The 22,108-nt window shown below is 34.0% G+C and carries 20 protein-coding genes; 19 read left to right on the forward strand and 1 reads right to left on the reverse strand.

All coding sequences use genetic code 11. The annotated features are described in order from the left end of the window. The first annotated feature begins 143 nt into the window (after positions 1-143). The 13 genes from lspA (at position 144) to KA893_RS09670 (ending at position 14,103) form a co-directional block, all read left to right on the forward strand. Positions 144-620 (forward strand): signal peptidase II, encoded by a 477-nt coding sequence (gene lspA / locus KA893_RS09610; RefSeq protein ID WP_011303317.1) that lies wholly within the window; start codon positions 144-146, stop codon positions 618-620. 12 nt (positions 621-632) lie between these two features. After that, positions 633-1,550, forward strand: a complete 918-nt coding sequence (locus KA893_RS09615; protein WP_002483531.1) for an RluA family pseudouridine synthase — start codon at positions 633-635, stop codon at positions 1,548-1,550. A 484-nt stretch (positions 1,551-2,034) separates the two neighbouring features. Next, on the forward strand, positions 2,035-2,562 hold the full coding sequence (pyrR, locus tag KA893_RS09620) for a bifunctional pyr operon transcriptional regulator/uracil phosphoribosyltransferase PyrR (protein ID WP_002483530.1): 528 nt from the start codon (positions 2,035-2,037) through the stop codon (positions 2,560-2,562). A gap of 273 nt (positions 2,563-2,835) precedes the next feature. Then, positions 2,836-4,143 (forward strand): uracil-xanthine permease family protein, encoded by a 1,308-nt coding sequence (locus KA893_RS09625; protein WP_002483529.1) that lies wholly within the window; start codon positions 2,836-2,838, stop codon positions 4,141-4,143. A gap of 33 nt (positions 4,144-4,176) precedes the next feature. Next, positions 4,177-5,079 (forward strand): aspartate carbamoyltransferase catalytic subunit, encoded by a 903-nt coding sequence (locus tag KA893_RS09630; RefSeq protein WP_069821923.1) that lies wholly within the window; start codon positions 4,177-4,179, stop codon positions 5,077-5,079. After that, positions 5,076-6,350, forward strand: a complete 1,275-nt coding sequence (locus KA893_RS09635) for a dihydroorotase (protein ID WP_069821924.1) — start codon at positions 5,076-5,078, stop codon at positions 6,348-6,350. The genes KA893_RS09630 and KA893_RS09635 overlap by 4 nt, the downstream gene beginning before the upstream one ends. After that, positions 6,350-7,450, forward strand: coding sequence for a carbamoyl phosphate synthase small subunit (locus KA893_RS09640; protein WP_002483526.1), 1,101 nt, complete (start codon positions 6,350-6,352; stop codon positions 7,448-7,450). The genes KA893_RS09635 and KA893_RS09640 overlap by 1 nt, the downstream gene beginning before the upstream one ends. Next, entirely contained in the window at positions 7,443-10,616 is a 3,174-nt protein-coding gene (gene carB, locus KA893_RS09645) for a carbamoyl-phosphate synthase large subunit (RefSeq protein WP_041080425.1), read from the forward strand. Before KA893_RS09640 ends, carB begins: the two co-directional genes overlap by 8 nt. A gap of 97 nt (positions 10,617-10,713) precedes the next feature. Next, complete coding sequence (pyrF, locus tag KA893_RS09650) at positions 10,714-11,406, forward strand: orotidine-5'-phosphate decarboxylase (RefSeq protein WP_002483524.1); 693 nt, start codon at positions 10,714-10,716, stop codon at positions 11,404-11,406. 1 nt (position 11,407) lies between these two features. Then, positions 11,408-12,019 carry an orotate phosphoribosyltransferase gene (gene pyrE, locus KA893_RS09655; RefSeq protein ID WP_002483523.1) on the forward strand — a complete coding sequence of 204 codons (612 nt, stop codon included), beginning with the start codon at positions 11,408-11,410 and terminating at the stop codon, positions 12,017-12,019. 22 nt (positions 12,020-12,041) lie between these two features. Continuing rightward, on the forward strand, positions 12,042-12,227 hold the full coding sequence (locus tag KA893_RS09660; RefSeq protein WP_002483522.1) for a hypothetical protein: 186 nt from the start codon (positions 12,042-12,044) through the stop codon (positions 12,225-12,227). Positions 12,228-12,748: 521 nt separating this feature from the next. Then, the gene (locus KA893_RS09665; protein WP_002483521.1) at positions 12,749-13,603 is read left to right on the forward strand and encodes a YitT family protein; all 855 of its coding nucleotides are present in this window, start codon (positions 12,749-12,751) and stop codon (positions 13,601-13,603) included. Between the two features lie 92 nt (positions 13,604-13,695). Continuing rightward, positions 13,696-14,103, forward strand: coding sequence for a VOC family protein (locus KA893_RS09670; protein WP_011303306.1), 408 nt, complete (start codon positions 13,696-13,698; stop codon positions 14,101-14,103). Between the two features lie 102 nt (positions 14,104-14,205). Here KA893_RS09670 and KA893_RS09675 read toward each other — a convergent pair whose 3' ends face one another. Continuing rightward, complete coding sequence (locus tag KA893_RS09675; RefSeq protein WP_011303305.1) at positions 14,206-15,903, reverse strand: Rqc2 family fibronectin-binding protein; 1,698 nt, start codon at positions 15,901-15,903, stop codon at positions 14,206-14,208. A 159-nt stretch (positions 15,904-16,062) separates the two neighbouring features. On the opposite strand from KA893_RS09675, the gene gmk reads away from it, so the two are divergent. The 6 genes from gmk (at position 16,063) to KA893_RS09705 (ending at position 22,087) form a co-directional block, all read left to right on the forward strand. Then, positions 16,063-16,686: a guanylate kinase gene (gene gmk, locus KA893_RS09680; RefSeq protein ID WP_002483518.1), complete on the forward strand. Its 624-nt coding sequence runs from the start codon at positions 16,063-16,065 to the stop codon at positions 16,684-16,686. Beyond that, complete coding sequence (gene rpoZ / locus KA893_RS09685) at positions 16,686-16,898, forward strand: DNA-directed RNA polymerase subunit omega (RefSeq protein WP_002483517.1); 213 nt, start codon at positions 16,686-16,688, stop codon at positions 16,896-16,898. The genes gmk and rpoZ overlap by 1 nt, the downstream gene beginning before the upstream one ends. A 236-nt stretch (positions 16,899-17,134) precedes the next feature. Further along, the gene (coaBC, locus tag KA893_RS09690) at positions 17,135-18,343 is read left to right on the forward strand and encodes a bifunctional phosphopantothenoylcysteine decarboxylase/phosphopantothenate--cysteine ligase CoaBC (RefSeq protein ID WP_041080427.1); all 1,209 of its coding nucleotides are present in this window, start codon (positions 17,135-17,137) and stop codon (positions 18,341-18,343) included. A gap of 1 nt (position 18,344) precedes the next feature. Further along, on the forward strand, positions 18,345-20,753 hold the full coding sequence (gene priA / locus KA893_RS09695) for a primosomal protein N' (protein WP_037538565.1): 2,409 nt from the start codon (positions 18,345-18,347) through the stop codon (positions 20,751-20,753). Positions 20,754-21,128: 375 nt separating this feature from the next. Continuing rightward, on the forward strand, positions 21,129-21,467 hold the full coding sequence (locus tag KA893_RS14055; RefSeq protein ID WP_228481169.1) for a hypothetical protein: 339 nt from the start codon (positions 21,129-21,131) through the stop codon (positions 21,465-21,467). Continuing rightward, entirely contained in the window at positions 21,392-22,087 is a 696-nt protein-coding gene (locus tag KA893_RS09705) for a GNAT family N-acetyltransferase (protein ID WP_002483513.1), read from the forward strand. The genes KA893_RS14055 and KA893_RS09705 overlap by 76 nt, the downstream gene beginning before the upstream one ends. Positions 22,088-22,108 lie beyond the last annotated feature (21 nt).

Below are 22,108 nucleotides of genomic sequence, written 5' to 3' on the forward strand. Positions count from 1 at the left end.
GGTATAATTTTAAACGTCAAAATTTCGTATAGGAAATGTAGTTTTTTTACAGATAATGAAACTGTAACTTTTTTTATAAGTTTGAGTAGGATATAATGAGAGTTGTTGTAAAAGCGACTGAACGTAGAATAGGAGGTACGGACATGAAACGTCAGTACTATATTGGTATTTCTTTATTCATAACAATCATTATATTAGTATTAGATCAAATCACAAAATTTATTATTGCTAGTTCAATGAAAGTGGGAGATTCATTTGAAGTTATTCCCAACTTTTTAAATATAACTTCGCATCGTAATGATGGTGCAGCTTGGGGAATTTTAAGTGGAAAGATGAGTTTTTTCTTTATTATCACAATCATTATACTGGTTGTACTCATCGTATTTTATATTAAAGAAGCGAAAAACAATTTATTGATGCAAATCGCAATTAGTTTATTGTTTGCTGGTGCATTAGGGAACTTCATCGATCGTGTGTTACATGGAGAAGTTGTAGACTTTGTAGATACATATATCTTTGGATATAATTTTCCAATATTTAATGTAGCTGACTCAAGTTTAACGATAGGCGTTTTATTAATTATTATCGCTTTGCTAACAGATATGAAGAAAGAAGAATAGGAGAGATATTGTATGGATATACATGAGTTTAAGATTGAAAATCCAGAAGATACAGGCCAACGTATCGATAAATTACTACCTGAATATCATTCGGAGTGGTCACGTACACAAATTCAAGACTGGATTAAAGCTTCTCTAGTAAAAGTAAACGATCAGGTCATTAAATCTAATTATAAGACAAAAATGAATGATCACATTGTTGTAACCGAAAAAGAAACCGTTGAAGCGGATATTCAACCAGAAAATTTAAATTTAGATATTTATTATGAAGATGATGATGTAGCGATTGTATATAAACCTAAAGGTATGGTTGTGCATCCATCTGCAGGTCATTATACCGGTACATTAGTGAATGGTCTAATGTATCAAATGAAAAATTTATCAGGTATTAATGGTGAAATACGTCCAGGTATTGTACATCGTATTGATAAAGATACCTCAGGCTTACTCATGGTTGCTAAAAATGATGTGGCACATCGTAGTTTAGTTGATCAACTCGTTAATAAAACCGTGACACGTAAATATGTCGCTTTGGTACATGGTAATATTCCTCATGATTATGGTACTGTTGATGCGCCGATTGGTAGAAATAAAAACGATCGTCAATCTATGGATGTTGTGGATGATGGTAAAGAGGCGGTTACACATTTTAATGTTTTAGAACATTTTAATAAATACACATTAATAGAGTGTCAATTAGAAACCGGACGTACCCACCAAATCCGTGTGCATATGAAATATATTGGTTATCCATTAGTTGGTGACCCCAAATATGGCCCTAAAAAAACATTAGATATAGGTGGCCAAGCGCTACACGCTGGAATTATTGGCTTTGAACATCCAGTTACACATGAGTATATTGAAAAATCAACTGCATTACCTGAAGATTTTGAACAGTTATTATCAGAATTACGTAGAAGTGATAAATAAAAATGATAAAATTTTATAAAATGGATTATTAAACATTCATAGTGCCTAATTTTTAATTAATCACACTGTCATTTCCACTAAAGATACACATTTTAAATTGAAACAAGCATACCGTTTTCTGTCTCACTACTGTGTTTATTTCTTAAGTGGCTTGCAAGTGAATGCGTTTCATGGTAGTATGGTGACAGTTTAATAAAGAGCGTACGTCTTTAATTGTAAGTCCAGAGAGGCTTCGAAGACATGTATTTATTAAAGGTAGACAAACAATATTTTTCTCATTTGAGAAAAATACCTGTTGTAGTTAGTATCATATAACGCAACGGAAGATACAGTCGTTAGTAAAAACACTGTAAAGAGAAATCAGCTTGGATAAGAAAGCATATGTCTCTTATACGTTTGTCATACACTTTAACAAACCTCATGTCTTAATAAAGACATGAGGTTTTCTTTATATCATCATCATTTTAAAAGGTAGGTGCCTAAGATGTCAGAACGCATTATTATGGATGAAGCGGCAATTCAACGTACTGTGACACGTATTGCACACGAAATTTTAGAATATAATAAAGGTACTGATAATTTAATCTTATTAGGTATTAAGACACGTGGCGCATTTTTAGCAAGAAGAATTCAACAAAAAATTGAGCAAATTGATGAAATTGCTGTGCCTACAGGTACAATCGATATAACACAATTTAGAGATGATTTGAAACAAACGATAAATCAAGTAGATGAAAGATCATATGAAATTGATGTAAACATTACTAATCAAGTAGTCATTATTATCGATGATGTCTTATATACTGGTAGAACTGTAAGAGCGTCACTAGATGCAGTGTTACAGTATGCTAGGCCGAAGAAGATTGGGCTAGCGACACTAGTAGATAGAGGGCATAGAGAGTTACCAATAAGAGCTGACTTTGTAGGTAAAAATATCCCGACAGCCAAGGAAGAAGATGTTTCAGTATATTTAGAAGAAATAGATGAAAGAAATGCAGTTGTAATTGAATAACACCTTTTAATTCGGTACGAGAGACTGAAAAAGGGAAGAGGGTTAAACGGATGCAATAATATCGATAAATGTTTTATTGTAATACATCCGTTTATAAATTAAACAATTAATGAAACAACCTCTTCAATTATCTAACTTTATTTTTAAAGCACATTAATATTATAGAAGTTACATAACTTTTTATATGTGCATGAGTAAATTAGATAATATACTTTTTAGTCTCTTTACATGAATTTAATGTAAAGAGATTTTTTTATGAGAGGAAGCATAACCATGGAAAATGAAACAATGTTTGAACGGACAGTCAAGCCAGTATTAGATGTACAAGATAAACCAAAAATTGGACAGTGGGCATTTTTAAGTACACAGCATTTATTCGCAATGTTTGGTTCGACCGTACTTGTACCATTTTTAACTGGATTACCCATATCATCAGCGCTTTTAGCATCAGGTATAGGAACATTGCTTTATATCCTAATAACAAAAGCTAAGATACCAGCATATTTAGGATCGAGCTTTGCATTTATCACACCGATTATAACAGGGTTAAATTCTCATAGCCTTGGTGATATGCTGATGGCACTCTTTATGAGCGGCGTGATGTACGTATTAATAGGCTTAGCAATTAGATTGAGTGGTACGGGCTGGCTTATGCATCTTTTGCCACCTGTTGTTGTAGGACCAGTGATTATGGTCATAGGATTGAGTTTAGCACCAACAGCAGTTAATATGGCCATGTTTGAGAACTCAGGGGACATGAAAGGTTACAACTTAAGTTACTTGATTGTAGCTATGATTACGTTATTAGTAACAATCATTGTTCAAGGTTATTTTAAAGGATTCTTATCACTCATTCCTGTTCTAATAGGAATCATAACAGGTTACATCGTTTCGGCTTGTATGGGATTAGTCAACTTTGCACCGATTGCTAAAGCGAAATGGCTACAGTTTCCAGAAGTCTACATACCATTTAAAGATTATACACCTTCGTTTCATCTAGGACTCATACTCGTCTTGATACCTATTGTATTTGTGACGGTAAGTGAACATATCGGGCACCAAATGGTTATCAATAAGATTGTAGGACGTAATTTTTTCAAGGATCCAGGCTTAGACAAATCAATCATTGGTGATGGTGTTTCAACGATGTTTGCAAGTATTATCGGTGGTCCTCCAAGTACAACATATGGTGAAAATATCGGCGTTTTAGCAATCACAAAAATTTATAGTGTTTATGTGATTGGTGGTGCAGCAGTCATTGCAATCATTTTAGGATTTGTCGGGAAATTTACAGCACTGGTTTCATCTATACCAACCCCAGTCATGGGTGGGGTATCCATCCTGTTATTTGGCATTATCGCAGCAAGTGGTTTGAGGATGTTAGTGGAAAGTGAAGTAGATTTTGCGAGCAATAGAAACCTAGTCATTGCATCGGTCATACTTGTTATTGGTATTGGCAATCTAGTATTCAATTTAAATGGATTAGGGATTAACTTAGAAATAGAAGGTATGGCATTAGCAGCGTTAGCAGGTATTATACTTAACTTGATTTTACCTAAAACAGCACCAACCAATAATTAAAAGAAATTCTGATGATGAGGGAGCTGAATAAAAATGGATAATTTACTTTCAATGGAATACTTAAATACGACTGAAATTTACGATCTAATACAACGTGCGAGCGCTTTTAAAAATGGTAACGCGCAGCCAGGATGTTTTGAAGATAAATTTGTCGCTAATCTATTCTTTGAAAATTCCACACGTACAAAAAGTAGTTTTTTAGTAGCGGAACAAAAATTAGGACTAAAGTTAATAGATTTTGAGACAAGTACATCATCCGTTCAAAAAGGTGAATCATTGTATGATACTTGTAAAACGCTGGAACAAATTGGCGCCAATGTGTTAGTTATTCGACATTCACAAACAACTTATTATGATGAATTAAAGCATTTAAATATACCTATCATCAATGCTGGAGATGGTAGCGGACAACATCCGACACAAAGTTTACTAGACCTCATGACAATTTATGAAGAATACAAGACTTTTGAAGGTTTGAATGTACTTATCTGTGGTGATGTCAAGAACTCACGTGTAGCGAAAAGTAATTACCAAAGTCTAACAGCATTAGGTGCGCATGTCATGTTCTCTAGTCCAAATGAATGGAAAGATGAAACATTAGAAGCACCTTATGTTGATATTGATGAAGTGATCGATCGAATCGATATTGTCATGTTGTTAAGAGTCCAACACGAGAGACATGAGGATAGTGAAGTTACTAGCTTTGAAGTGAGTCAATATCATGAAAATTTTGGTTTAACGCAATCACGTTATGATTTATTGAAAGATCGAGCAATTATCATGCATCCTGCACCAGTAAATCGCGGTGTAGAAATTGAAGATACATTAGTAGAAGCACTGAAATCACGTATTTTTAAACAAATGGAAAATGGTATGTATATACGTATGGCAGTTATAGATCATATCTTACAAACGGAAGGGGCAACAGCAAAATGAAATTATTAACAAATGCAAAAATCTTAAAAAATGCTGAATTAACGACGGTATCGATTTTAATTGAGGGACAACATATTAAAAAAATCGCACCACACATTGATGATACATCAGAGACTGAAGTCATAGACGTTAAAGGACAATTCGTTTCGCCAGGATTAGTTGATGTCCATGTCCATTTACGTGAACCAGGCGGTGAACACAAAGAAACAATAGAAACGGGTACGAAAGCAGCGGCGAGAGGTGGATTTACTACAGTATGTCCAATGCCGAATACGAAACCTGTGCCTGATTCAGAAGAAAATCTGAATCGCTTAAACCAATTAATTGAAGAAAATGCACAAGTAAGAGTATTGCCATATGCAGCAATCACAGTTAGACAGGCTGGGAAAGAACACGTGGATTTTGAAACACTTGCTAACAACGGTGCATTCGCATTTACAGATGATGGTGTTGGTGTACAACAAGCTAGCATGATGTACGAAGCTATGCAAGCGGCTGCAAAAGTAAATAAAGCAGTTGTTGCACATTGTGAAGATAACAGTTTAATATACGGCGGAGCGATGCACGAAGGTCAGCGTAGTGAAGCGTTAGGTATACCAGGTATTCCAAATATATGTGAAGCAGTACAAATCGCGAGAGATGTTTTACTGGCAGAAGCAGCAGGCGCACATTATCATGTATGTCACGTATCTACAAAGGAAAGTGTCAGAACAATTAGAGATGCTAAAAAGGCAGGCATTCATGTAACTGCTGAAGTCACACCACACCATTTATTATTAACAGAAGATGATGTACCAGGTGATGATGCTATTTATAAAATGAACCCGCCTTTAAGAAGTAAAGAGGATAGAGAGGCATTATTAGAAGGTTTATTAGATGGCACGATTGATTGTATAGCTACGGATCATGCACCACATGCAGCAGAAGAAAAGAATCAGCCAATGACGAAAGCACCATTTGGTATAGTTGGAAGTGAAACAGCGTTCCCATTACTATACACTCATTTCGTTAAAAATGGAGATTGGACACTTCAACAATTGGTAGATTATTTAACAATCAAACCTGCACAAACATTTGATTTACCTTTTGGAAGATTGGAAGAAGGTTATTTAGCAGATTTAACAGTCATTAACTTAGAAGAAGAAAGCGAAATTAAAGCAGAAGATTTTGCATCTAAAGGAACCAATACACCATTTATCGGTTACAAAGTTTACGGTACACCCGTATTAACAATGGTTGAAGGCGAAGTTAAATTTGAGGAGGAAAAATAATGTTGAAAAAACGTTATCTCGTATTAGAAGATGGTTCATATTATGAAGGTTATCCAATAGGTTCAGATCAATTAACATTAGGTGAAATTGTATTTAACACAGCTATGACTGGTTATCAAGAAACAATTTCAGATCCATCATATACTGGTCAAATTATTACATTTACTTATCCATTGATTGGTAATTATGGTATTAACAGAGATGATTTTGAAGCACTTGTTCCAACGTTAAATGGTGTTGTAGTGAAAGAAGCGAGTCGCCAACCAAGTAATTTCAGAAAGCAAAAGACATTCCATGAAGTATTACAAGAATATGATATACCAGGTATTTCAGGTGTAGATACACGTAGCATTACACGTAAAATAAGAAACCATGGTGTATTAAAAGCAGGTTTTACAGATGAAAAAAGTGAAATTGATTCAATGATTGCAAAGCTGCAATCCGTTGAATTGCCGCGAAATGAAGTCACAACTGTTTCTACTAAATCACCATATGTTTCTACAGGTTATGGACTTAGCGTCGTACTAGTAGATTTTGGAAAAAAACAAAACATAGTTAGAGAATTAAACGCGCGTGGTTGTAATGTAACTGTAGTGCCTTATGACACTTCAGCAGAAGCGATTATTCGTATGTCACCTGATGGTGTTATGCTGTCAAATGGCCCAGGTGACCCTGAAGAAGTCCATGTAGCTGTTGAAATGATTAAAGGCATTTTAGGGAAAATACCATTTTTTGGTATTTGTTTAGGACATCAATTATTTGCATTATCACAAGGTGCTACGTCATTTAAGATGAAATTTGGTCATAGAGGGGCTAACCATCCGGTTAAAGATTTAAAAACTGGAAAGATAGCTTTAACAAGTCAAAATCATGGTTATGCCATTGACAAAGCATCTCTAAAAAATACTGACCTAGAAGTGACACATATTGCAATTAATGATGATACGGTTGAGGGCTTGAGACATAAATCATTACCAGCTTTTTCAGTACAATATCATCCAGAAGCATGTCCAGGACCATCAGATTCAAACTACTTATTCGATGAATTTATAGACATGATAAATGAATATAAAACAAAGGAGCTTACAAATAATGCCTAAACGTCAAGATATAGAAACCATTTTAGTAATAGGATCAGGACCAATTATTATCGGTCAAGCTGCAGAGTTTGATTATGCTGGAACTCAAGCTTGTCTTGCGTTAAAAGAAGAAGGATACCGCGTCATTTTAGTGAATTCCAATCCTGCAACAATTATGACGGATAACGAAATTGCAGATAAAGTTTATATTGAGCCTTTAACACATGACTTCATCGCACGTATTATACGTAAAGAACAACCAGATGCATTATTACCTACACTTGGTGGCCAAACTGGTTTGAATATGGCGATTCAGTTGCATGATAGTGGTGAACTAGAAGCGAATAATGTAAAACTATTAGGTACTGAATTGGAATCAATTCAACAAGCGGAAGATAGAGAGTTATTTAGAACACTTATGAACGATTTAGGCGTACCAGTTCCTGAAAGTGATATCGTTAATACAGTTGAACAAGCTTTTGCTTTTAAAGAAGAAGTGGGTTATCCACTCATCGTTAGACCTGCATTCACAATGGGTGGCACAGGTGGCGGTATTTGTCACAATGATGCAGAATTCAAAGAAATTGTAACAAACGGTCTACATTATAGTCCGGCAACACAATGTCTAATTGAAAAATCAATTGCAGGATTTAAAGAAATAGAATATGAGGTTATGCGTGATAAAAACGATAACGCAATCGTAGTTTGTAATATGGAAAATATTGACCCTGTCGGCATACATACAGGTGATTCAATCGTTGTTGCACCAAGCCAAACACTATCAGATGTAGAGTATCAAATGTTACGTGATGTATCATTGAAAGTTATTCGAGCGCTCGGTATAGAAGGTGGATGTAATGTGCAATTAGCATTAGACCCACACTCATTAGATTATTATATTATTGAAGTGAATCCACGTGTTTCAAGATCATCTGCATTAGCTTCAAAAGCAACGGGCTATCCGATTGCTAAATTAGCAGCTAAAATCTCTATTGGTTTAACACTAGATGAAATGTTAAATCCGATAACAGAAACATCCTATGCAGCATTTGAGCCAACTTTAGATTATGTAATTTCTAAAATTCCTCGTTTCCCATTTGATAAATTCGAAAAAGGAGAACGTGTCTTAGGAACTCAAATGAAAGCAACTGGTGAAGTAATGGCAATTGGTAGAACATATGAAGAATCACTACTAAAAGCAATTCGTTCCTTAGAATATGGTGTACATCACTTAGGATTACCTAATGGTGAAACATTTGATTTAGGTTATATTAAAGAACGTATTCAAGACCAAGATGATGAACGTTTATTCTTTATAGGTGAGGCAATTCGCAGAGGTACTACATTAGAAGAAATACATGAAATGACAAAAATAGATTACTTCTTCTTAAATAAATTCCAACACATCATAGATATTGAACACGATTTGAAATCAAATAAAGGTGACATTGATTATTTAAAATTCGCAAAAAATTACGGTTTTAGTGATAGAGTAATCGCACATCGATTCGATATGACAGAAGAAGAAGTGTACGATTTAAGACAACAAAACGGCATTATACCAGTGTATAAAATGGTAGATACATGTGCTGCAGAATTTGAATCTGCTACGCCTTATTATTACGGCACGTATGAATATGAAAATGAATCTGTAGTCACAGAGAAAGAAAAAATTCTTGTCTTAGGTTCAGGACCTATTAGAATTGGACAAGGTGTAGAATTTGATTACGCCACTGTACATGCTGTATGGGCGATTCAACAAGCGGGCTACGAAGCGATTATAGTTAATAACAATCCAGAAACTGTTTCGACCGACTTTTCTATTTCGGATAAATTATACTTTGAACCATTAACTGAAGAAGATGTCATGAACATTATAGATTTAGAGCAACCTAAAGGTGCCGTTGTACAGTTTGGTGGGCAAACGGCCATTAACTTAGCCGATAAACTAGCGAAACATGACGTGAAGATTTTAGGAACATCATTAGAAGATTTAAATAGAGCAGAAGACCGTAAAGAGTTTGAAGCGTTATTACACACGATTGATGTACCACAACCTAATGGTAAAACTGCAACGTCACCACAAGAAGCATTAGAAAATGCACGCAGTATTGGCTATCCAGTCGTCGTCAGACCTTCTTATGTATTAGGTGGTCGCGCTATGGAAATCGTTAATAGTGATGCAGAATTAGAAGACTATATGAATCAAGCAGTTAAAGCAAGTCCAGACCATCCGGTATTAGTCGATAGATATTTGACAGGTAAAGAGATTGAAGTAGATGCGATTTCTGATGGTGAAACAGTGATTATACCAGGTATTATGGAACATATTGAAAGAGCGGGAGTCCATTCAGGTGATTCCATTGCTGTTTATCCACCACAAACGTTAACGCAAGAAGAAATGACAACATTAGAAGACTTTACGATTCGTTTAGCAAAAGGCTTAAACATTGTTGGTTTAATTAACATTCAATTTGTAATTGCGCATGATGGTGTATATGTATTAGAAGTGAATCCACGTTCGAGTCGTACAGTACCATTTTTAAGCAAGATTACGAATATTCAAATGGCACAGTTAGCTATGCGTGCAATCATAGGTGACAAGCTAGTGGACTTAGGATATCAACCAGGCATCCAACCGTATACAGAAGGTGTCTTTGTGAAAGCACCCGTATTTAGCTTTAACAAATTGAAAAACGTCGACATCACGTTAGGACCTGAAATGAAGTCAACAGGTGAAGTGATGGGTAAAGATGCAACTATGGAAAAAGCACTGTTTAAAGGTTTAACAGCTAGTGGGATGGAAGTTAAAGATCATGGTACGGTCTTGATGACAGTCAGCGATAAAGATAAAGATGAAATTGTCTCTATTGCACAACGATTAAATGAAGTAGGATATAGAATCTTAGCAACACAAGGTACTGCACGAAAATTAGCCGAGAATAATATACCTTCAGAAGTAGTAGGAAAAATTGGTGGCGAAGATGATTTACTGACGCGTATACAAAATGGAGAAGTACAAATCGTTGTGAATACGATGACCAAAGGTAAAGAATTCGAACGAGATGGTTTCCAAATTAGACGCGCCTCCGTAGAAAATGGCGTGCCTTGTCTAACATCATTAGATACGGTTGTTGCATTAACACGTGTAATTGAAAGCATGACATTTACAATGAAAAATATGTAGTAATGAATAAGGAGAGAAATGTCACAACAATGAACAATCATTGACTTTGTGATGGATTAGATAAGATGAAATAAAAAAGGTTAGGATGTAGAGCTAGATGAAAAACTTGCCAATTATTGCTTTAGATTTTGATTCAACAGAAGCTGTAGATCAGTTTTTAGACCAATTTAATGAACCACTATTCGTGAAAATTGGAATGGAACTCTTTTATCAAACTGGACCTCAACTGATTGCTTCAATAAAGGATAGAGGACATGACATTTTTCTTGATTTAAAATTGCATGATATTCCTAATACGGTTGGCAAAGCAATGGAAGGCTTAAGCAAATTAAATATCGATCTTGTGAATGTGCATGCGGCAGGTGGTACAGAAATGATGAAACAAGCCTTGAACGGTTTGCAAAAACACAACCCCGATATTAAATTAATTGCAGTTACTCAATTGACGTCAACAACTGAAACGATGTTGCACAAGGAACAAAACATTCAAACTTCAATTGAGGAGGCTGTTTTGAACTATGCAACTTTAGCACAATCATCAGGTTTGGATGGCATCGTATGTTCACCACTAGAAGCAGAATTAGTGAAAAATGAATTAGGTAATGACTTTTTAAAGGTAACACCTGGTATCAGACCAAAAGATGCTAGTTCAGACGACCAAAAACGTATTACAACACCAGAAGATGCTAAAGAATTAGGTTCAACACATATTGTTGTTGGAAGACCAATCACCAAAAGTGAAAACCCAGTAGCAAGTTATCATAAAATCAAAGAAAGTTGGTTAGGTTAATATGGCTAAAGCAATTGCAAAAGCATTATTAGAAATTGAAGCAGTATCACTATCCCCGAATGATCCATTTACTTGGAGTTCTGGTATAAAATCACCAATTTATTGTGATAATCGTGTAACACTTGGATATCCAGAAGTACGTCAACATATTAGAGATGGACTGTGTGACTTAATCGAAACATATTTTGGAGACGTGGAAATAGTTTCAGGTACTGCCACAGCTGGTATACCCCATGCTGCGTATGTTTCTGAAAAATTAGCTTTACCGATGAATTATGTTCGTTCTAAAAGTAAGAGTCATGGCAAACAAAATCAAATTGAAGGTGCTTTAAGTAAAGGAAAAAAAGTAGTTGTTATTGAAGATTTAATTTCAACGGGTGGTTCATCAATTACCGCAGTCGAAGCTTTAAGAGAAGCGGGGGCAGATGTTATTGGTGTCGTAGCTATCTTTACTTACGGTTTAAAAAAAGCAGATGAACAATTCAAACAAGCGCAAATGCCATTTTATACATTAAGCAATTACAATGAATTAATTGATGTTGCAAAAGAAAATGGAGAAATTTCTGATAATGATATTAGGTCTTTAGTTGATTGGAGAGACAACTTGTCATAATATACTAAGTGGAGGGGATGTTATGACAAAAGACCCGAAAGAAGCTTATAATCATTTCGCACATTTGAATAAATTTTTGAATAAAAATGAAGATTATAGAGACCAAAACACATCAGATATTGATTACGAAATGTTAAAGCAAAAATCAGAAGAAAATATATATAAAAAATCTAAATCAACTATAAAGCAAAAAGGGCATATTAAATAATAAGCCAAGCGAATAGACGATTTAAGTTAACAACATGTCAAATAAGTAGGGGCTAACCAAATTTATTTTATTAAATAAGTTTGATTAGCCCTATTTGAAATAAGAATGGGAACAACATTTATATTGATTATCATGAATTGTTGATTTCAATTATAGGTGCCCCGTACGTTATAAATTTTTTAATAGCGTATTAGCGGATCATTATTTTAATGATGATATAGCCTACAAGTAATACAAGTGCTGCAATAAGTAAAGGAATAATATAAAAAGACATGAACATTACCTCCAATGTAATTTAATTTCATTTTAACTATAGAAGTTAAAATGGTAAAAGAAAAAGCTATTAGTTTAAGTATAACAGTTAATAAGTATATTCATATGATATGCTTAGTTTACTAAAAAAAATTATTAAAGTATCAAATGATTTATAAACTATGTATTTAAGATCTATATACTTATTTTAAAATAAATTGTAAAAATAAGATATTAAAGCTTTGATATTTTGGTAAGAGGGGACTTGTATGCAAAAAATTCGACAGTTACTTAAAAACAATACAAAAGATATGATCATTTGTCTTATTGGTTCTTTTATTAGTGCTATTGCAGTCAATTGCTTTATTCTAGGGTCAAATTTAGGTGATGGTGGCACCGTCGGCATGTCATTAGCGCTTAAGTACGCTTTCGGTTGGTCACCAGCACTTACATCTTTAATTATTAATACCCTCGTCATTATTGTTGGCTGGAAATTTTTAAGCACAAGAACGGCTATTTATACTGTGGTCGCTAATACTTCCATTTCTATATTTTTAGATTTAACTGAACATTGGAAGACAGGGGTAGATAATTTTGTAATTAATGCAACGTTTGGTGGTGTACTAGTCGGTGTGGGCATTGGGTTAGTTATTGCATCCGGTGGTGTTATAGGTGGTACATCAGTTATTGCAAAAATGCTCAATAAGTATTTTGATATTAAAACAGCACAGGGTATTTTTGTATTAGATGGTTTAGTCGTACTATCATTTTTATTTGTATTGCCACTCACGAACGTGCTATTTACAATTATAATGATTTTCATTACTGAGCGTGCAACCTCATTTATAATTGAAGGTTTTAATCCCAAAAAGGCAGTTACAGTCATTTCTAGTAAAAACGAAACGATTAGTGATAAAATCAACAGTTTCACAGGTAGAGGCTCTACGATACTAAACGGTAAAGGTGGTTATGGTAAACATGAGACAAGCATGTTATACGTTGTTGTGCCACAATCACAAGTAACAAGAGTTAAAAAGTTAGTAAATGAAGAAGACGAAAATGCATTTTTAGTGATTCATGATGTACGTGACGTACTTGGTAATGGATTTATTAACTTATCTTAAATTTAGAAATTTACGAACATAAAATGCATAAATTCGATTTTTGATAGTATATCTTTTATTCTAAAGTGTATAAAGGTTTAGGAGGTAGAATAATGGCAATACCTAAGATAACAACTTTTCTGATGTTTAACGGCAATGCAGAAGAAGCTATTAATTTATATGTTAATACATTTGAGGACGCTGAAATATTAGCGTTGGTAAGATATAGTGAAAGTGATGAAGAACCAACAGGCGCTGTTCAACATGCCATTTTTAGATTAAAAGATCAAGTATTTATGGCAATTGATAATATGAATGGGGTAGATATTGAGATGAACCCTGCAATGTCATTATACGTGACAGTTGATAGCGCAATTGAAATGGAGAGATTATTTAGTAAACTGAAAAGTGGTGGCGCCATTTTAATGCCAAAAACAGAAATGCCACCTTTTAGAGAATTTGCATGGATTCAAGATAAGTTTGGTGTTAATTTCCAATTAGCCTTACCTGAGAAAAATTAAATACTAATATAGAAGCGGGACGATGAAATCAACATTTCTAAAATTGATCTCATCGTCCCGCTTTTGTTTGTTATAGGATACAACCGTAATATTATATCGTATTTACTTTACTTTCATTTTTTGAATGTGATCATAATCGGGTGTTGCATAAAGTGTTTTTTGGTTATCATAAGTTACAAAACCTGGTTTTGCACCTGAAGGCTTATGCACGTGTTTAATTTCAGTAAAGTCAACTGGAATTTGAGCTGAACTACCTGCTTTTGAGAAGTAACCAGATAACATGGCCGCTTCTTTAATTGTTTCTTCACTCGGATCATCACTTAATATGACGACATGTGATCCGGGAATATCTTTCGTATGGAACCAAAGTTGATGTTTCTTAGCTAATTTATTCGTTAAATAATCATTTTGTTTATTGTTTTTACCAACCATGATTGTATCTCCATCTGTAGATACGTATTCTTGTAACTGCATAGTTTGTTTCTTTTTCTTCTTACTCTGTTTACGTTGTTTCATATACCCTTGCTCGGCTAATTCATCGCGAATGTCATCAATATCATTGACTGAAATATGAGCAAGTTGTTGTTCTATACTTTCAAAATAATTAATGTTTTCTTTGGTTAAATCGATTTGATGGTGCAATTCATGTTCTCTTGTCTTTAATTTATTATACTGTTTGTAATAATTTTGTGCATTCACTGCTGGTGCCTTTGTAGGGTTAAGCGGTATAGTGACTTCTTCACCAGTGTAATAATTTAAGGCTGTGACCGATTTGTCACCTTGTTTAATACGATAAATGTTAGCAGTGATAAGTTCCCCATACAATTGTTGTAATTCTTTTTCTTTTGTACCTTCTTGTTCATCAATCAATTTATTTAATTTATTTTGAAATTTATGCAATTGTTGTTGTACAAATTTCACTAAATCATTTGCACGTTGTTTTACACGCTCTCGCTCTCCACGTGCATCATAATAACGGTCTAATAAATCATGTAATGAGTCATATTCTGTTACATCATCATAAAATTGATTTAATTTCATAAAGTAAAAATCTTCTTTACCCGTCTCGTGATTTTTATGAAAAACGGGTGTAGGTGTATGGTTAATTTCATTGATGACTTCATCAAATGCTTCTGGTAACGTATCATTTGTCATAAATCGTTTGCGATTCACAATTTCATTTGTAATTAATGGACTAAAGCCTTCGAAATGATCAAGAAGTTGACGTGCAATTTTGCCCTTATTGAAATCGATATATTGTATGACTTTATTACCAGTTATTTCAAAAGGATTAATTTTATTTTGAGTTGGTGGTGTTTCATATTGAAAGCCAGGCATTACTGTGCGATATTGATTGGTATTCGGTGTTAAATGCTTAAAGCCTTCAATGATTTTACGCTGATCATCAACTAATATTAAGTTACTGTGTTTACCCATAATTTCTAAAATTATAGTTCTATATATTGTATCTCCAATTTCATCTTTGCTTTGAACATCAATTTCTACACGTCTATCATTCCCAATTTGTCTTACTGCTTTAACGATACCACCTTCTATATGTTTACGGAAAACGCGTGCAAACATGGGTGGATCAAATGGATTATCATATTTTTTATTTGTTAAATGCATTCTAGCAAAGCTAGGATGAATAGAAAGTAGAAGCTGATGATTTTTTCGGTTTTGTCGAATAACGACAAGAAGCGTGTCGTTTTCTGGTTGATTTATTTTATGGATTCTTCCGTCTACAAGAAATTGTAACGATTCCACCATTTTTCTTGTAAATAAACCATCATATGCCATTACTATCAGCCACCTTATTTTTAGTCATTCATCATATTGTAACATGGCATAAAGAAATGGTCATGACCAAAGTTTGTGCTGTTGGACGCTATACAACTAAATGAAAATTGTGGTATCATAGTTTAATAATAGAAGAATAGTTTAGAGAGGTAGTAAGTCATGGATAATGAGAAAGGTTTGTTGATTGTACTATCTGGACCTTCTGGCGTTGGGAAAGGTACAGTTAGAAAGAAAATATTTGATGACCCGTCCACATCTTATAAATATTCTATTTCGATGACGACACGTGATAAGCGTCAGGGTGAAGTCGATGGTGTTGATTATTTCTTCAAAGCAAAATCAGAGTTTGAAGAGTTAATAAAACAAGATCAATTTATAGAATATGCAGAGTACGTAGGAAATTATTATGGGACGCCTGTGCAATACGTTAAAGACACTATGGATCGTGGGCACGATGTATTTTTAGAAATTGAAGTAGAAGGTGCAAAACAGGTACGTAAAAAGTTCCCAGATGCATTGTTTATTTTTCTTGCGCCACCAAGTTTAGATCATTTACGTGAGCGCTTAGTAGGTCGTGGTACAGAATCCAGTGAAAAAATTCAAAGCCGAGTGCATGAAGCTCGTAAAGAAGTGGAAATGATGAATTTATATGATTATGTTGTAGTTAATGACGAAGTTGAGTTAGCTAAGCAACGTATTCAATCTATTGTTGAAGCTGAACATTTGAAGAGAGAACGTATAGAAGCAAAATATAGAAAAATGATACTGGAGGCAAAAAAATAATGTTACAACCACCATTAAACCAATTAACATCAAAAATTAATTCAAAATATTTAATTGCAACTACAGCTGCAAAACGTGCGCGTGAAATAGACGAGAAACCTGAAAGTGCATTATTAACAAAATACATTTCAGAAAAACCTGTTGGTAAAGCTTTAGAAGAAATTGCTGACGGTGAAGTTTTCCCAGACGAACTATTCTTAAAAACGTATTAATTAAAAAGCCTAGATATTGAATTTTATATAGCCATCTATGTGTTATTAAATGAATATCTTTCAAGTGCACACCATGCAGTCGCAAGGTGTGCTTTTTTTATTTAACTGATAAATTGTGTATAATGAACAGTAATCGAAAAGTTAATTTAATTATGAGGGACATACATTTTGATTTTCAATTATAAGAGACGTCACCCACGTCTGATCTAATTCAATCGAAGGAGAATGACTATATAATGAAACGAATATTACTTGCTGTTACAGGTGGTATAGCTGCATATAAAGCAATTGATTTAACGAGTAAACTGACGCAGGCTGGATTTGATGTCAGGGTCATGCTTACTGATCATGCTCAGGAATTTGTTACCCCACTAGCATTCCAAGCTATTGGGAGAAATCCCGTTTATACGAGTACATTTATAGAGCAAAATCCTCAAGAAATTCAACATGTTGCGCTGGGTGATTGGGCAGACGCAATTATCGTAGCGCCAGCAACTGCAAATACAATTGCTAAATTAGCAAATGGCATTGCAGATGATATGGTTACGTCAACGTTGTTAGCAACTGAAACGCCTAAATTTATTGCACCTGCAATGAACGTGCATATGTATGAAAATAAGAGGACACAACATAATTTAGCGACTTTAAGTTCAGATGGTTACTATTTTTTAGAACCTGGAGAAGGTTTTTTAGCATGTGGATATGTAGCGAAGGGGCGTATGGAAGAACCTTTACAAATTGTAGAGCGCATAAAGCAATACTTTAATGACATAAAACAAAAAGCTGTGCCAGCATCAAGTAGCTTTATTGGTAAACATGTATTAATTACTGCTGGACCCACTGTAGAAGAATTAGATCCAGTTCGTTTTTTATCAAATCGATCTTCAGGTAAGATTGGATACGCGCTTGCTGAATCTTTAGCTAAACGAGGTGCAGAAGTTACTTTAGTTTCAGGACCGACACATTTAACACCACCGAAGCATGTTGATGTAGTACACGTACAAAGTGCAGAAGAAATGTTCGAAGCGGTTCGAAGTCGTTTTGCTAAACAAGATATCGTTTTTAAAGCTGCTGCCGTGTCAGATTATGCGCCAGTAGAAATGTTGGATCATAAATTAAAAAAACAAGATGGTACTTTATCTGTAGAATTTAAACGTACACCAGATATTTTGAAATATTTAGGAGAACATAAAGAATCACAATACTTAGTTGGATTTGCAGCAGAAACACAAAATATTGAAGCTTATGCACAAAAAAAATTGCATAATAAAAATGCAGATGTGATTATTGCGAATAATGTTGGAGACCGTACGATTGGCTTTAGTTCCGATGACAATGATTATACGATGTATTATAAAAATGGAGACGCTATACCTTTAGGCAAACACAAAAAAGTCGAATTAGCTGAGCATATATTGAATAGTTTAGAAACAAGGTGGAAATAAAATGATAGCAAAAGTAATTGTTGATATACCTTCTAAGAGTGTTGATTTTACATTTGATTATATAATTCCTATAAGGTTACAATCAATGATTCAAATAGGTATGCGTGTCATTGTTCCATTTGGACCAAGAACAATTCAAGGTTATGTTATGAAGATAACAGACCAGCCTGATAGCAATATAGATATAAAAAAATTAAAAGAAATTAAAGAAATTCAAGATATAAAACCCGAATTGACTGAAGAATTAATTCAATTTACTGAGTGGTATAACAATTACTTCGTTACAAAACGTATTTCAATGCTTGAAGTTATGCTGCCAAGTGCAATTAAAGCAAAATATACCAAGGTCTTTTCTATTGAAGATACGAATGCACTGCCTGAAACTTTAGCAGGGAAATTTGACTCATCAGGACACTATGCATTTAAAGCAGCACAGCAAAATGATGATTTAACACAAATTGCGCCATTATTAAAACAAGGTATTGTATCTGAAGTAACCTTACTATCACAAAATGTAAATAAGAAAAAACAACGTGCCATATGTGTTGTTGAAGGATTTAACTATGATAGTGTGCTAAATTCATTAGAAAAATCTAAGAAGCAATATGAATTATATGCCTTTTTATTAGATGAACAACATCGCATCGTTTTACTTAAAGAGATAGAAGCAATGGGTTATTCAAAATCTAGTGTAGATACATTAATTCGCAAGGGCTTTGTTGAAAAATATGATGCTGTCGTTGAACGTGATCCATTTGAGACTAGGGTCTTTGAACAAGATGTGAAACAACATCTGACTTCAGACCAACAACGTGCATTTGAAGCCATATCAGAAAAGATACATGCTCATGAACAATGTACCTATTTATTGCATGGTGTGACAGGATCAGGCAAAACAGAAGTGTATTTACAAACAATTGAAGAAGTACTAAATCTTAATAGACAAGCAATGATGTTAGTTCCAGAAATTGCCTTAACACCACAAATGGTATTAAGATTTAAACGTAGATTTGGAGACGAAGTTGCTGTACTACATTCTGGATTATCCAAAGGTGAACGCTATGATGAATGGCAAAAGATTAGAGACGGTAAAGCACGTGTGAGCGTAGGTGCACGTTCAAGCGTCTTTGCACCATTTAAAAATTTAGGGATGATTATTATAGATGAAGAACATGAATCTTCGTATAAGCAAGAAGATTATCCTAGATATCATGCAAGAGATATCGCGCAATGGCGTAGTGAGTATCATCAATGTCCTTTAATATTAGGCAGCGCGACACCAAGTTTAGAATCATTTGCACGAGCTGAAAAGGGTGTATATGAGTTACTATCGTTACCTAACAGAGTTAATCAACAAGCTTTACCTGAGGTAGAAATTGTAGATATGAGAGAAGAATTGAACTCTGGAAATCGCTCTATGTTCTCTAATCAATTACGAGATGCAATACAACAACGCTTAGATAATCAGGAACAAATTGTACTCTTTTTAAATCGACGCGGTTATGCTTCATTTATGTTGTGTAGAGATTGTGGGCATGTTCCACAGTGTCCGAACTGTGATATTTCATTGACTTATCACAAATCAACAGATCAATTGAAATGTCATTATTGTGGTCATCAAGAAGTACCACCTAATCAATGTCCTAATTGTGAAAGTGAGCATATTAGACAAATGGGTACTGGCACACAGAGAGTTGAAGAACTTTTACAAGAAGCGTTTCAAGAGGCTCGTATTATACGGATGGACGTGGATACTACTTCTAGAAAAGGTGCTCATGAAAAGTTATTAAATGATTTTGGTTCAGGAAAAGGGGATATCTTGTTAGGGACACAAATGATTGCTAAAGGATTGGATTTTCCTAATATTACGTTAGTAGGTGTTTTGAATGCTGACACAATGTTGAATTTGCCAGACTTTAGAGCAAGTGAGCGAACATACCAATTGTTAACGCAAGTTGCTGGTCGAGCTGGTCGTCATGAAAAAGAAGGACAGGTGCTTATTCAAACATACAATCCAGATCATTATGCTATTAAAGATGTCCAAGAAAATGATTACACAGCCTTTTTCCAAAAAGAAATGAATTATAGGAAAATTGGAAAGTACCCACCGTATTTCTTTTTAATTAATTTTACTATTGCGCATAAAGAAATGAAAAAAGTTATGGAAGCATCCAAGCATATTCATAAAATATTACTGCAACATTTAACAGACAAAGCACTTGTACTTGGCCCATCTCCGGCTGCATTATCAAGAATCAATAACGAATATCGCTTTCAAATATTAGTGAAATATAAACGAGAACCTGCATTACACGAAGCATTAAAATATTTAGACGATTATTATCATGATCAATATTTAAAAGAAAAATTATCTTTGAAAATAGATATCGCACCGCAGATGATGATGTAATATTAAGCACGTTATATAACGAAGCTAATGTATACTGACTTTTGTATAAAAATATTAGAAAAAAGAACAAATTGTTTTGCTAGGTAAATGATTAGCCATTAAAATAGTTTGTTCTTTTTTTTTGGACAAAAAAACATAAAAGTTAGATATAAATATGAAGTATAGTGATGGCGCTATGGATATAATCTTAACAATTAACTAATATTTATTAAAATTTATAAAAAATAATTTGCTACATTTTTTGCATTTAATATTAATTAAAGTTATATTAAAGAGTAACGAGTCACGCATAAATGATTAGAGTACGTATTGAGAACGACAATAACGATTAAGAAAAGCAACCGACTAAGTGAGAAATGAGATCAATATCTTTTTATGTCTAATCTAAGTAGTACGCCTATGAGTTTAATTCGAAATAGAAAAGCAATTGGATTAAGTATCAATGAGTTGTCAAACAGAATTACGTCCCTTTACGATATCGTATTAAATCCAGAGATGATTAAGCAAATTGAACAACAACAATTAACACTCAATCAAAATGACGCTAAAATATTAGCTGTTTTTTTATTACGACTGCGGAAGATTTACTTTAGTATAGTAACGTTAGTTTATGCTTTAGGGAAAAAAGGAGTGTTCATGTGCGATATAATGAGTTTAAGCAACCCATTGGTGAAGAACAAAATGAGTTTAAACAAGCTCATTTACCCAATGTGAAAGTTTTAGAAGGGCAATATTGCAGATTAGAAAAGTTAGCGCAATGTCATATTCAAGATTTATTTAATTATTTTTCTGATGAAGCGGATGCGCCGAATTGGACATATTTACCTGATGAGCAACCTCACGACTTTCAAGCATTTGAAAATTATATAGATAAGAAAATCAATTCTACTGATCCGTATTTTTTCGCCATTATTGATAAAGAAACATCTGAAGCAGTGGGCATTTTATCTTTACTCAGAATTGATCGCCATAATGGTTCAATTGAAGTTGGTCATATACATTACGCTAATGTCATGAAACAAACACGTATTGCTACGGAAGTGCAATTTTTATTAGCCAATTATGTATTTCAAACATTAGGTTATAGAAGATATGAATGGAAATGTGATGCTTTAAATGAACCGTCTATTAAAGCAGCCCAACGGCTAGGGTTTAAATTTGAAGGTATTTTTAGAAATCATAAAGTGTATAAAAATCGTAATCGTGACACATATTGGTTAGCAATGATTGATAAAGAGTGGCAGCAAAATAAACTTAAATTTGAAAGTTGGTTAGCAGCACAAAATTTCGATGAACTTGGTAATCAAGTGAATCGGTTAACGATTCTAGATTGATGAAAAACAATAAGCTTAAAG

Origin of the sequence: Staphylococcus sp. GDY8P126P (genome assembly GCF_017891965.1) — a bacterium.
Taxonomy (GTDB): domain Bacteria; phylum Bacillota; class Bacilli; order Staphylococcales; family Staphylococcaceae; genus Staphylococcus; species Staphylococcus saprophyticus.